This is a genomic window from Hansschlegelia beijingensis, from assembly GCF_045505405.1.
Taxonomy (GTDB): Bacteria; Pseudomonadota; Alphaproteobacteria; order Rhizobiales; family Methylopilaceae; genus Methylopila; species Methylopila beijingensis_A.
Window position 1 is genome coordinate 1 of sequence record NZ_JBJKEX010000069.1, and the last position, 12503, is coordinate 12503.

At 68.5% G+C, this 12503-nt stretch carries 11 protein-coding genes; 2 read left to right on the forward strand and 9 right to left on the reverse strand.

The window, feature by feature from the left end; genetic code table 11:
- Positions 1-121 precede the first annotated feature (121 nt).
- Both phnD and phnC read right to left on the reverse strand, forming a co-directional pair.
- A complete protein-coding gene (phnD, locus tag ACIKT0_RS06725) occupies positions 122-1054 on the reverse strand; it encodes a phosphonate ABC transporter substrate-binding protein (protein WP_407104589.1) in 933 nt (310 codons plus the stop codon).
- Positions 1055-1106: 52 nt separating this feature from the next.
- Positions 1107-1919 carry a phosphonate ABC transporter ATP-binding protein gene (gene phnC, locus ACIKT0_RS06730; RefSeq protein WP_407104590.1) on the reverse strand — a complete coding sequence of 271 codons (813 nt, stop codon included), beginning with the start codon at positions 1917-1919 and terminating at the stop codon, positions 1107-1109.
- Between the two features lie 341 nt (positions 1920-2260).
- On the opposite strand from phnC, the gene ACIKT0_RS06735 reads away from it, so the two are divergent.
- Positions 2261-3154, forward strand: coding sequence for a LysR substrate-binding domain-containing protein (locus ACIKT0_RS06735; RefSeq protein WP_407104591.1), 894 nt, complete (start codon positions 2261-2263; stop codon positions 3152-3154).
- Positions 3155-3176: 22 nt separating this feature from the next.
- On the opposite strand, the gene phnY is transcribed toward ACIKT0_RS06735, so the two are convergent.
- The 6 genes from phnY to ACIKT0_RS06765 form a co-directional block, all read right to left on the reverse strand.
- Complete coding sequence (phnY, locus tag ACIKT0_RS06740) at positions 3177-4628, reverse strand: phosphonoacetaldehyde dehydrogenase (RefSeq protein ID WP_407104592.1); 1452 nt, start codon at positions 4626-4628, stop codon at positions 3177-3179.
- A gap of 5 nt (positions 4629-4633) precedes the next feature.
- Positions 4634-5878 carry a phosphonoacetate hydrolase gene (gene phnA, locus ACIKT0_RS06745; protein WP_407104598.1) on the reverse strand — a complete coding sequence of 415 codons (1245 nt, stop codon included), beginning with the start codon at positions 5876-5878 and terminating at the stop codon, positions 4634-4636.
- 16 nt (positions 5879-5894) lie between these two features.
- A complete protein-coding gene (locus ACIKT0_RS06750; protein WP_407104593.1) occupies positions 5895-7001 on the reverse strand; it encodes a phosphonoacetaldehyde reductase in 1107 nt (368 codons plus the stop codon).
- A gap of 140 nt (positions 7002-7141) precedes the next feature.
- Positions 7142-8068, reverse strand: coding sequence for a fumarylacetoacetate hydrolase family protein (locus tag ACIKT0_RS06755; RefSeq protein ID WP_407104594.1), 927 nt, complete (start codon positions 8066-8068; stop codon positions 7142-7144).
- 65 nt (positions 8069-8133) lie between these two features.
- Positions 8134-9015, reverse strand: coding sequence for an N-acyl homoserine lactonase family protein (locus tag ACIKT0_RS06760; RefSeq protein WP_407104595.1), 882 nt, complete (start codon positions 9013-9015; stop codon positions 8134-8136).
- 116 nt (positions 9016-9131) lie between these two features.
- On the reverse strand, positions 9132-9887 hold the full coding sequence (locus tag ACIKT0_RS06765; protein WP_407104596.1) for an SDR family NAD(P)-dependent oxidoreductase: 756 nt from the start codon (positions 9885-9887) through the stop codon (positions 9132-9134).
- A gap of 133 nt (positions 9888-10020) precedes the next feature.
- Between ACIKT0_RS06765 and ACIKT0_RS06770 the strand changes: the two genes are divergently transcribed.
- The gene (locus ACIKT0_RS06770) at positions 10021-10911 is read left to right on the forward strand and encodes an AraC family transcriptional regulator (protein WP_407104597.1); all 891 of its coding nucleotides are present in this window, start codon (positions 10021-10023) and stop codon (positions 10909-10911) included.
- Between the two features lie 208 nt (positions 10912-11119).
- Here the strand turns inward: ACIKT0_RS06770 and ACIKT0_RS06775 are convergent, their stop codons facing one another.
- Positions 11120-12307 (reverse strand): alginate export family protein, encoded by a 1188-nt coding sequence (locus ACIKT0_RS06775; protein WP_407104599.1) that lies wholly within the window; start codon positions 12305-12307, stop codon positions 11120-11122.
- Positions 12308-12503 lie beyond the last annotated feature (196 nt).

Consider the following 12503-nt stretch of genomic DNA (forward strand, 5'->3'; position numbering starts at 1 on the left):
CCCCCGCCGCGCCGCGAGCGAGCGGTCGTAGCCGGCGAGCAGGGCCTGGGCCTGACCGCCGGGAAAGCTCGGCGCGACGCGGGCGCGGTTCGTCATGATCTGGGTCCCGGGGCCGTGGGCGTCAGCCGGTCCTGCGGGCGCGGTCGTTGAACTTAAGCATCTCGATGACGCCGTCATATTCCCTGGCTTCGGTCGGCACGAACTCGATGTCCTTGCCGTCCGAGAGCGCCCTGAAGCCGGCCGGGTCCTTCTTCGGCATGTCGAGCATCGCCTGCTTGATCGCCTGCTTCAGCTCGGCCGGGAGGCTCGCCAGCACCGCGTAGGGATCTCCCGGCAGGAGGTCGGTGCGGAACACGACGCGGAAGTCGTCGGGCGTGAGCGGCTTGCCGGCGGCGTCCTTGAGCATGCCCTTCTCGGCCATGCGGGTGACGTGGGTGTCGGTGTCGGCGTACCAGGCGTTCGCCGCGACGTCGGCCGTGCCCTGGGTCAGCGCCAGCACTGCATTCTCATGGCTGCCGGCGAAGAACACCTTGCCGAAGTAGCTGTCGGTCTTGACGCCTTTCTTGTCGAGGAAGAAGCGCGGCGCGTTGTTTCCCGAGGTCGAGTTCGGATCGACCAGGGCGAGCGTTTTGCCCTTGAGGTCCTCGAGCGTCCGATAGGGGCTGTCGGCGCGCACCAGCAGCACGGAGGTGTAGCCGGTGGAGCCGTTGTTGCGGCGGGCCCGCGTGATCGCCTCGGTCTCCACGCCGGTCATCAGCGCGCGGGCGTAGGACGCCGGGCCGTAATAGGCGATCTGGATGTTGCCGGCGCGCTGGCCCTCGATGATCGCCGCGTAGTCGTTGGCGATGCGGAAGTTGACCTTCACGCCGAGCTCCCTGGACAGGTAGTCGGCGAGCTTGCTGTAGCGGTCCGTGGTGACCGACGGGTTCTCGGTCGGGATCGCGGCGAAGGTGAGCTCGGGGTATTTCTCCTTCCAGCCCTGCGCCTGGGCCGCGGCCGGCGCCATGACGCCCGCCGCGAGCGCGGCCGCGATCAGGGTTCTGCGGTTGAGCATAGGATTGTCCTCGTCGTGAAAGCCGCCGGCCGCCCAGGCCGGATGCATGGGTTCAGGCGACCGCCACCGCGCGCGTCAGGGCGGGGGACCGCGCTTCCAGGACCGCTTGCCGCTCGTCCGCCGCGTCATCGGCTTCGATGCCGTAGAGCGCGCGGGCGACGTCGTCGGTGAGATCCTCAGGCGCGCCGTCGAACACCACGCGCCCGGCCGCCATGCCGACGAGCCGGTCGCAGTAGCTCCGGGCGAGGTCGAGCGAATGGAGGTTGCAGAGCACCGTGATGCCGTAGCGCCTGTTGATGGCGCGCAGCGCGTCCATCACGACGCGGGTGTTGCGCGGGTCGAGCGAGGCGATCGGCTCGTCGGCGAGGATGATCTGCGGCTCCTGGACCAGCGCCCGGGCGATGGCGACGCGCTGCTGCTGGCCGCCGGAGAGGTTCTCCGCGCGCTCGGATGCAAGATGCGCGATGTCGAACTGCTCGAGAGCCGCGAACGCGATCGCGCGGTCCACGTCGGACCACAGGCGCAGCAGCGAACGCATGGCGGAGGCGTGACTGAGCCGGCCCATCAGCACGTTCGTCAGGACGTCGAGCCGTCCGATGAGGTTGAACTGCTGGAAGATCATCGCGCAGTCGGCGCGCCAGGCGCGAAGCGCCGCGCCCTTGAGCGCCCCCACGTCGCGACCGTCGAAGCGGATCGTCCCCGCCGAGGGCGCGCTGAGCCGGTTGATCATCCTGAGCAGAGTGGACTTTCCGGCGCCGGAGCGTCCGATCACGCCGACGAAGGCGCCCATCTCGACCTTGAGGTCCACGCCCGCGACGGCGAGGTTGCTCCCGTATCGCCGTGTGAGGCCGTTGAGTTCGAGCATTTCGATCCCGGAGCCGGAGTGACTTGCCGAGCGGCGATCAGCCGCTGCGCCAGCTTTATGAGACCTTGCGTAGCTCTCCCGTATTACATCATCATGACAGCCGATATCGCTGTTAAGTGGCGGGGAATACTTCAAAAAGCGAACGCGGGCGGCCGCGTGCCCAAAACGCGGCCGCGCGGCTTGGATGATCCGGAGCGATCGTCCCGAAGCTTGCGTACGAGGCTGGATTATCACCCGCCCCAGACGCCGCGCCGTCTTCCGGCCCCTGGCGTCGCCACTATGGCCGGCGTGCTCACGCATCGTCCAATTGATCGTTTCCCCAGTTGCTATATGAAAAAGCTATGAGGTTCACGCAGCTCCGCTCGTTCCACGCCGTCGCCGCAGCGGAGAGCGTCACGGCCGCCTCCCAGCAGCTCAACGTCAGCCAGCCGACCCTGACGACCCAGGTCCGCGCGCTCGAGGAGGAGTATTCCGTCGAGCTGTTCATCCGCGCAGGCGGGCGCATGCGGCTGACGGAGGCCGGCCGGCAACTCCAGCAAATCACGCGTCGCCTGTTCGCCGAGGAGGCCGACGCCCGACACTTCCTGACCGAGAGCCGCGAACTGAAGACGGGCAAGCTCAGGGTCGGCGCGGTCGGGCCGTTCCACGTGACCGAGATGCTCGTCGCTTTCCACGCCCGCTATCCGCAGATCGAGATCTCCGTCTCTGTCGGCAATTCGGTGGAGGTGCTCGAAAGCCTGCTCGACTTCCGATCGGACGTCGCGGTGCTCGCCTATGTCGAGAACGACCCGCGCCTGTGGGTCCGGCAGTACAGCGAGGATCCGATCGTCGTCTTCGGCCGGCGCGACCACCCGCTCATGCAGGCGGCGGGCGGCCTGCGGATCGCGCAGCTCGACGGCCAGCCGATGGTCTATCGCGAGCGGGGATCGAACACCCGACGCGCGAGCGAGGCGGCTCTCAGGGCGGCCGGCGTCGCGCCGCAGATCGTCATGGAGATCGGCAGCCGCGAGGCCGTGCGCGAGGCGGTCGCGAGCGGGGTCGGGCTCGGCTTCGTCTCGCTCGCGGAATATATCGCCGACGAGCGGCTGACGCATCGCCCGGTCGGCGACGCGAACATCTTCAATCACGCCCACGTCGCCTGCGTCCGCGATCGCGACCAGTCCCGGCTGATCGCGGCGTTCATGGAGGTCGCGGCCGCCTTGAGCGAAGCGCGCGGAGGTGGAGCGGCCGGCTGATCTCGATGACGCTTGCGGGCGCTCACGCCGTCCAGGGCATCGACCAGGTCCGGACATGGGTGAAGCCCTTCATGGCCTCCGCCACGCCTTCCTTGTCGCCGAGGCCGGAATCCTTGATGCCGCCGAAGGGAGACATCTCGATCCGGTAGCCTGGAACTTCCCACACGTTCACGGTCCCGACCTCGAGCTCCGTGACGAAGCGGTTGATGTAGTCGAGACGGTCCGTGCACACGCCCGACGACAGGCCGTAGGCGGTGGAGTTCGAGATGCGGATCACCTCCGCGATGTCGTCGGGGCAGCGGATGATCGGGATCACCGGCCCGAAGGTCTCCTGGCGCACCAGCTCGCAGCCATAAGGCACGTGATCGACCACGGTCGGGGCGAACAGCGCGCCCTGCCGCGGCGCGCCATGCAGCACCTCGGCGCCCAGCCCGACCGCCTCGTTGACCCGGTTCTCGAACAGGATTGCGGAGCGCTCGTTGATCACCGTGCCGACGTCGGTGGACGGATCCACCGGGTCCCCGGACTTCAGCCGCCTGGCCTTCTCGACGACCAGCTTCGAGAATTCGTCCGCGACCGCGTCCACCACCAGGATGCGCTTCACCGCCGTGCAGCGCTGCCCGGAGTTCTTGGTCGCGCCCGCCACCGCGAGCTCCGCCGCCCTGTCGAGGTCGGCGTCCTCCATGACGATCAGCGGGTCGTTGCCGCCGAGCTCCAGCACGACGCGCTTGTAGCCCGCGATGTTCGCGATGTGCTTGCCGACGCGCACCGAGCCCGTGAAGGTCACGAGATCAGCGTCCGGGTCGGTGATCATGGCGTCGCCCATGGCGGACGGGGCGCCGGTCACGACCGACAGCATCTCGGGCGGCAGGCCCGCCTCGTACAGCACGTCGGCGAGCGCAAGCGCGGTCAGCGGCGTGAGCTCCGTCGGCTTCAGCACCACGCGGTTGTTGGTCGCGATCGCGGGCGCGAGCTTGTGACTCACCATGTTGAGCGGGTGATTGAACGGCGTGATCGCGGAGATGACGCCGAGCAGGGGCGTGCGCGTGGTGAAGATCTTGCGCGCCTTGCCCATCGGGGAGATGTCGCAGGCGTAGATCTCGCCGTCGTCCCGGATCGTGAGCTGGGCTGCGAACGACCAGACGTCATAGGCGCGCGAGGCCTCGTAGAGGCCGTCTTTCCAGCAGAGCCCGGTCTCGGCGACGATGAGGCGGGCGAACTCCTCCTTGCGGTCCCGCAGCAGCTCCGCGGTCTTCTGCAGGATCTGCTGACGCTCGTAGCGGGTGAGCTTCGGCTTGAAGGCGCGCGCCTTGGCGAAGGCGCCGCGCACATGCTCCGGCCGCGCCGCCGGAACCGTGCCGACGACGCTGTTGTCGTAAGGATTGAAGACCTCGACCGTCTCGTCGGTCTGGACCAGCTTGCCCGCGATCCGCATGGCCTCGCGGCGGAAGGGCGGCTTGACGATGGCGTTCATCGGGATCACCGGACCAGGTTGAGCGCGACGTCGAAGACGTCGAAATTGCGCAGGGTTCGCCCCGTCGGAACCTCGATCGGACGGTTCGCGATCATCGGCACGGTCTGCTCGGTGAGGCCGCCATGGCTGCGGAGCGGCTCGGTAAGGCCGGACAGATCGTGCTTCGCCGCCGACGTGCCCAGCACCTTGTGACGGTCGGAGAGCACCACGACGTCGCCGATCCGGTCGGCCGGCAACTCGAAGCGCTGGCACGCCTCCTCGGCCGGGATCGCGACAGTGACGCCCTCAATCGCCCTGGCGATCTCGATCACGGCCGGCTTCATCGCCGCGTCGACATAGACGGTCGCGAAGGAGCCGAGCGCGCCGTGATGCGCGACGTAAGGGTCGGTGATCGGCAGGATCACCCGCGTCGCGCCCGCGCCGAGCTTCGCGTCCAGGATCTCCTGCAGGTAGATCACGTCGGGCGAGCCGTCGGCGAGATGCTTGTCGTTCATGCCGTGGTCAGCGGTCATGACGAGGGTGCAGCCGGCGGCGTCGAGTTCGCCGACATAGCGGTCGAACATCGCGTAGAACGCGTTCGCGACCTCGGAGCCCGGCGCCGCCTTGTGCTGCACGTAATCCGTCGTCGAGAGGTACATGACGTCAGGACGGAAGATCTTCAGGAGCTTCACGCCGGCCGCGAACACGAATTCCGAGAGGTCGGCGGAATAGACCTCCGGCAGCGGCAGGCCGACGAAGTCCAGCACGCTCTCGATCCCGTTCTCGGCGAGGTTCGCCCTGTCCGCCTTCTCGGACGAGAAAGCGATCGCCGTCCCGGACGTGAAGTCGAGCCCCTTGCCGAGCAGGGCGCGCAGCTTGTCCTTGGCGGTGACCATCGCGACCTTCATGCCGGCCTTCTGGAACTCGGCCAGGATGGTGGGCGCGCGCAGGAATCGGGCGTCGTTCATCATCACTTCGACGCCCGCTTCGCGGTCGTAGAAGAAGTTGCCGGCGATCCCGTGCACGGCCGGCGGACGGCCGGTGATGATCGACAGGTTGTTCGGGTTGGTGAAGCTCGGGATGACCGAGAGCGCGGTCGCGCTCGCCCCCGTCTTCATCAGGCGGTCGAGGTTCGGCGCGAGGCCGGCCTCGATCGCGCGCTCGATGTAGCCGGGCTCGGAGCCGTCGATGCAGATCACGACCACGGGTCGCTCGGGCCGCCTGTAGGATCGGCCGTTCGCGACGACCTCGGCGCCGAGGTTGACGTGCATGTTCATGATGCTCTCCTCACGCCGCCGCGGCGAGCACGGCCTCGCGGCTGCCGATGAAGTTCAGGCCGCGCTCGCCCCGCAGGGCGTCGTCGATCGCCGCCAGCCAGTCATTCTGCGTCACCCCGTAATCCGCGGCGCGGGTCGAGACGCCGAGCGCCTTGAGGAAGGCGTCGAGCCTGTCGGCACCCGCGTGGAGATCGTCGCCGAAGATCCGCTGGAGGGTCGCGTCGCATGCCGCGTTCCGGCCGATCACGCTGCGCATCACCGCAGGCAGGCTGAACGAGCAGGCGATGCCGTGCGCGGTGCCGTGGTGGAGCGTGAGGTAGTAGGACAGCGAATGGGCGAGCGCCGTCTTCGTGTTCGAGAAGGCGAGCCCGGCGAAGAGGCTCGCCCGCGCGACCCGCCCGCGCAGCGCCAGATCGTCGAGTCGCTCGAGCAGCTTCGGCAGGGCGTCGAGGATCTCGGTCGCGGCGAACACGGCGTGATTTGCCGACACCGGATTGGCGTTGACGTTCCAGATGCTCTCAAGCGCGTGGCTGAGGGCGTCGAGGCCGGTCGACATGGTCAGGCCGCGGGGGGCGGCGAGCGACGCCTTCGGGTCGAGGATCGCGTGCTCGGGATAGAGGTTCGGCCGGTTGAGCGAATACTTCTTCCTGGCCTCGGTGTCCCAGACGGTCGCCCAGCTGGTGACCTCGCTGCCCGTGCCCGAGGTGGTCGGCGCCGCGATGATCGGCGTCGCGCTCAGCGTCTCCGGTCCGGCGCGGCCTTCGAGGAACGCCTGCACCCGTCCGAAGTCCGCGCCGGCGGCGGCCAGCACCTTCGCGGTGTCGATCACCGATCCGCCGCCGAAGGCGACGATGACTTCAGGCGCCGTGGACGCCGCTCCATAGGAGCGGCAGGCGATCCTCAGCCCGATGAAGCTCGGGTTCGGCTCCACGTCTCGCACCACGACCGCCGGCGCGCCGACGATCCGGCGGATCGCCTCGACCATCTCGTCGAAATAGGGGTGATCGTCATAAGTGAGCAGGCAGTAGCTCCGCCCCGCCACCTTCTCGCGGATCGCGGAGGCTGCGTCCTCCCCGAAGGTCACCCTGACCGGGTTCGCATATCCCCACGCCGACATCTCCGCTCCCCCACAATGACTGCCGGGTAAGACAGGAGAGCCAAACGCTGTCGCATTCCAATTGATAGTTGAAGCGACGCGCATACAAAAAATCTATGGGCCGTGTCGCGAGGCGAACGGACGCTTAGCCGCGTGTGCGGCTAGGTCAGCGTGAACCTGAGGTCGCCGAGGCCCTCAAGCGTGGACACGATCTCATCTCCCGCACGCAGCCAGCGGCGCTCCTCCGGCGGTGCCTTCTCTCCGAAGATCACCCCCTGGGGCGTGCCGGTGAACATCACGTCGCCGGGCTTTAGCGTCATGATCCCGGACGCGAAGCTGATCAGCTGGCGGCAGTTGAAGATCATGTCGTTGGTTGACCAGTCCTGCCGGGTCTGGCCGTTCACCACGGTCTTGAGCTTCAGGTTGTTGGGGTCGGGCACCCTGTCGCGCGTGACGAGCCAGGGGCCGATCGGCGCGAAGCCGTCGGATGTCTTGCCGATCATGAACTGCGAGGTCGCGGTCTGCAGGTCGCGCGCGCTGAAATCGTTGCCGGTGGCGTAGCCCGCGACGAAGTCGAGGGCGTTCTCCTCCGTCGCGTCGCGGCACTCCCGGCCGAAAACGATGACGAGTTCGGTTTCAAAGTCGAAATGGCGCGCCACCCTGGTGGGCAGCGCGATCGTGCCGCCGTGGTGGTTTAGCGCGTTGTTGAACTTGTTGAACAGCGGCGGGATCTTCGGGATCGGCGTGCGGGTCTCGTGGGCGTGCTCCCGGTAGTTGAAGCCCATGCAGATGATCTTCTCCGGCCGCGTCACGAGCGGCGCGAAGGTCACGGCGGAGAGGTCGAGCACGACGGCGTTCGCCGGCGCCGCCTTCGCGGCCTCGATGACGGCGCGAAGCTCCGCGCCGCGGCCGTTCTGGAGCAGGTCGTCGACATCCGTCGGCGCCGGAAGCCCGAGGGCCCGCGCCGTCGCGCCGACGTCCAGCACGCCCCGCTCGGTCTCGACGCCGAGCGCGTAGCCTTCGTCCCTGCGAAGGTTCGCGATCCGCGCGCCGAGCGTCGCGACGTCGTCGAAATTCTGCTGCGCCATGGCTGTTCCTCCCTCGAGACGCGGGTCCCGCTCTCATCGGTTCCTACGCTGAACGGGCGCCTTGTCTACTCGATCCACTGCGGCGCGAGCGGCAGAGAGGCCATCTGGGCGGCGTCGTGGTTGATCCAGAGCTTTGCGCGTTCGCGGGCCATCAACTCTTCGACCTTCGCCATCGAGGCCTTGCTCTGCACAGGGTCCGAGTTGAACTTCGGGACGTAGCGGCGCTGAAAGCTTTCCTCGAAATGCGCCACGTCCCCGCTCAGGATCACGGCGCCGGACTTCGGCAGCCGCACCATCAGGCAGCAATGTCCGGGCGTGTGGCCGGGGGTGGAGAGCAGCGTCACCGAGCCGTCGCCGAAGACGTCGTGGTCGCCCTCGACCACCTCGGTCGGGTTCGAGCGCAGGGTGTCGTAGAGCTGCGGCAGGAAGCCGAACTGGTCGGGGTTCTCTCCGAACATCGCGTCCCGCTCGGCCTTCTGCGCCACCCAGCGCGCGCCGGGGAAAAGCCTGCAGTTCCCGACATGGTCGAAATGGGCATGGGAGAGGATGAGCGTGCCGACGTCGCTCGGTGCGATCCCGATCTCCTTCAGCTGCCCCGCGATGGTGCGCCTGGCGACGCCGCGGATGTCGTGCGCGATGATCCGGCCCTCGGGCGTCTCCGCCAGACTGTCCTCCATGCCGGTGTCCCAGAGGGTCCAGCCGTCGCTGCGTTTGATCAGATAGGCGTTGCAGCTGAGGCTGACATGCTCGCCGACGTGGACGCCGGGCGAATAGATCGAGCGGTCGTCCACCCGAGCCTCGCCGGAATAGAGCACATAGATCCGCTCCACCGTCGCGGCCGCCGCCGGACCTTTGTCATCAGGCGCCGCGTGTGTCGGCCGTGGGGTGATCAAGGCCGCGCCGGCCGCGAGGCCGGCCAGTCCCGCAAGGGCGTGTCGCCGGTTCATCGAACTCTCTCCTGTCGTCTCGGCGCACGGCGGCCGATACTCGCCAGGGCCTGCCGGGCCTGCCGTCGCTGTCTGGTGGGTCGCGCGCCGGGGCGTAGCCCCCGGCGGCGCGGCGGTCAGATGATCTGCCCGCCCGACACCTCGATCCGCTGCGCGTTCACCCAGCGGCTCGCGGGGGCGAGCAGGCTCGCGATCATCGGCCCGATGTCGTCCGGCACGCCGACGCGGCCCAGCGCGGTCATCTCGGCGAAGGCCTTGTTGAGGCTTTCGTCGTCCCGCACCGCGCCGCCGCCGAAGTCGGTCTCGATCGCGCCGGGCGCCACCGTGTTGACCGCGATGCCCCGGTTCCCGAGCTCCTTCGCCATGTAGAGGGTGAGGGTCTCGACCGCGCCCTTCACCGCAGCGTAGGCGCCGTAGCCCGGATAGGACATGCGGGTCAGGCCCGACGACAGATTCACGATGCGGCCGCCGTCGGCGATCAGCGGCAGAAGAGCCTGGGTCAGGAAGAACACGCCCTTGAAGTGAACGTCGACCAACCGGTCGAACTGCTCCTCGGTGGCGTCGGCGATCAGCGCGTAGTCGCCATGGCCGGCGTTGTTGACGAGATGGTCGAAGGTCCCGCGGCCCCAGGTCTCGGCGAGCGCCGCCTTCAGCGTCGCCGCGAACGGCCTGAACGCGGCGACCGAGCCGGAGTCGAGCCGGAACGCGAGCGCCTTGCGGCCCATCCGTTCGATCTCGGCCACGACCTTCGCGGCCTCGTCGGCGCGGCTCTGATAGGTGATGATGACGTCGCCGCCGCCGCGCGCGATGGCGAGGGCGGTGTTGCGGCCGAGGCCGCGGCTGGCGCCGGTGACGAGGGAGATGGTGGTCATGTTCGCGGGCTCCGTTGGGGACGGGCTGAACATCGTCGGCGTCGGCCTGGCCTTGTTTCCCGAAGCTCGACGGTTTTTGCCTATTCCTCCGAAGCCGCGTGCATTCCCCGCCTCGACGGCGTAGCTTTCGGCCATGGCCACTTTGCTCGAAGCCGTCCGCGCTCATGTCGACGTCCAAGGGGCCGCCGACGGCGTTTTCAAAACGCCCATCGCGGGCCTCACGCTGGTGCGCGCTATGGCGCCGAGCGAACTCGTCCACCAGATCCCGCGCCCGCTTGTCGCGCTCGTGCTGCAGGGGGCCAAGCATGTCGCGATGGGCGTCAGCGCCTTCGACTTCGCCGCCGGCGACTCGCTGCTGATCACCGCCGACGTCCCAACGCTCAGCCGGATCACCCGGGCGAGCCGCGCCGCGCCCTATTACTCGCTCGTGCTGGAGCTCGACCCTGCGATCATCGCTGACCTGACCGCGCAGATGCCGGAGCATCGCGCGGACGACCACACGCCCGTGCGCGTTCACCCGACTGAAGCCGAGGTGGCGGACGCCGCGCTCCGTCTGGTGCGGCTGTTCGAGCGCCCGTCCTCTGTTCCGGTGCTGGGCCCCCAGCTTGTGCGCGAGATGCATTACTGGCTGCTTTGCGGCCGGCACGGCGCCGCCATCCGCCTGCTCGGCTGGCCGGAAGGCCATGTGCGACGGGTGGCGCGGGCGGTCGCTCTGCTTCGCGCCGAGTTCGCGCGGCCGTTGCGCGTCGAGCAGCTCGCGGAGACGGCGGGCATGAGCCTGTCCTCGTTCCACGAGCATTTCCGCAGCGTCACGTCGCTTTCGCCGCTGCAGTTCCAGAAGCAGTTGCGGCTGATCGAGGCGCGGCGGCTGATGCTCTCGGAAGACGCCAGCGCCAGCAGCGCGGCCTATGCGGTCGGCTATGAGAGCGTGTCGCAGTTCACGCGCGAATACGGGCGCATGTTCGGCGCGTCGCCCGTCCGCAGCGCGCGCGCCGCGAAGGCGCAGGTCCAGGCGGTGGCCTGACGGCTCAGGAGGGCTCGCGGGGTCGGTTCAGGTCCTGTGGCTGTTCACGCGCTCGCCTCCCTTTCACAAGGCGCGTTCAGCGCTTCCGCCTTCGATCACCGACCGAACGGCGCGCGCGGCGAAGGTCGGCGAGGTGCGCAGGGTGGCCTGCGCGTCGCCCGGTTATCTGGAGAGCCGCGGAACGCCGCGAAAGCCCGAAGTTCCGGTTCTAGTATCGGAACTGGATCTCTCCGCCGACGAAGCGGACGGTCTTGCCGGGCCCGGTCTCACTCAGGAAGCGGCCGGGCTTGAAGAGGGCGTAGGACGTCTCGAGCGTGATGTTCGGCGTCGCCTCCCACCCCAGAACGATCTCGCCCTGCGTCCCCACATAGCGCGCCCGGCTCCCGGCCGACGGGCGAATGAGGTTTCCGGGATTGCCGTAGACGCCGTCGTTCAGCGACTGCCGCCAGTAGAAGACGGCCGCGCCCGTCAGCGACCAGCCGGACCCGAGCGACACCCCGATGACCGGATGCAGGTTCATCAGGTTGGCCGGGCCGATCAGCCCGATCTCGCCGAAATACTTGCCCTTGGGAAACAGCGCGTTGAACGTCCCGAGGCGGCCGCCCGGGCCGCCGTCGCCGCTGATGATGTTGGCCTTGAGCTCGACGAACGGCCGAAGGGGGGCTGCGGAGAAAGTGTAGCGCGTGTCTGTCGCCACGGACCACGCGAAGATGCTCTCCCGGCCGAAGGAGCCGAGTTGCAGCATCGCCTCGTGGTTCCAGCTCCAGCCGTCGACCGAGCCGAACAACCGGGCCCCGAAGGTCTGGCGTCGCTCGTCAGCGACGCCGCTGTCGAAGCGCGCGTCCTCGCGCTCATATCCGATCCAGTAGAGATCAAGGCCGGCGTTCGGCGCGATCTCGGGGGAAGCGCGGGTGGCGTAGAGGCCATAGACCTTGCGGCCGAGGTCGGAGCGGTCGTTGAAGTCCCCGAGCGCGTTCGCGACGGGGCGGTATGCGAACGCGTCGGCGGTCCAACCGCCGAGCTCCAGCCGCGCCCGCGCGCCGTCGAGCGACAGCGGCACGTTCGGGCCGAAGCGCAGACCGATCAGCCGCTCCGATCCGTAAGCGACCATCTGCCGCCCGGCCCGGACCGAAAGCTCGCCCGTGCCGGCCGGCGTGGCGACCTCTGCGAAGCCCTGCAGGAACTCCACCCCGGTCTCGTCCACCGGCCCCTCGGTCAGCGCGCTGCGGTCCGCCCAGGCGCCAAGCACCTGGCCGAAGACACGGAGGTGCGGCCCGAGACGGAGGTCCGCGTAAGGCATGATCCGCAACCAGCCGTAGCCCTCGTCGGGCTTCGCGGAGTCGAAATTGTCGGCGTAGCGCTCGAACCGAAGCCGGAGGTCCGCGCCGAGCGTCAGAAAGCTTGTTCCCGCGGCGTCGAGGGGAAGGAACTTGAACGACTCCCATGCCGCGCCCGTGCGGTTGGCCGGATCCCGGAGGGCGCCCCAGTCCTCGTCCGCCCGGTTGTTGGAGAAGGACGGCGGCTCCGCGCAGTTCGCGCGGACGAAGCCGCATTGCAACATCGGGACGATTGGCCATGTCGACCATGGCAAG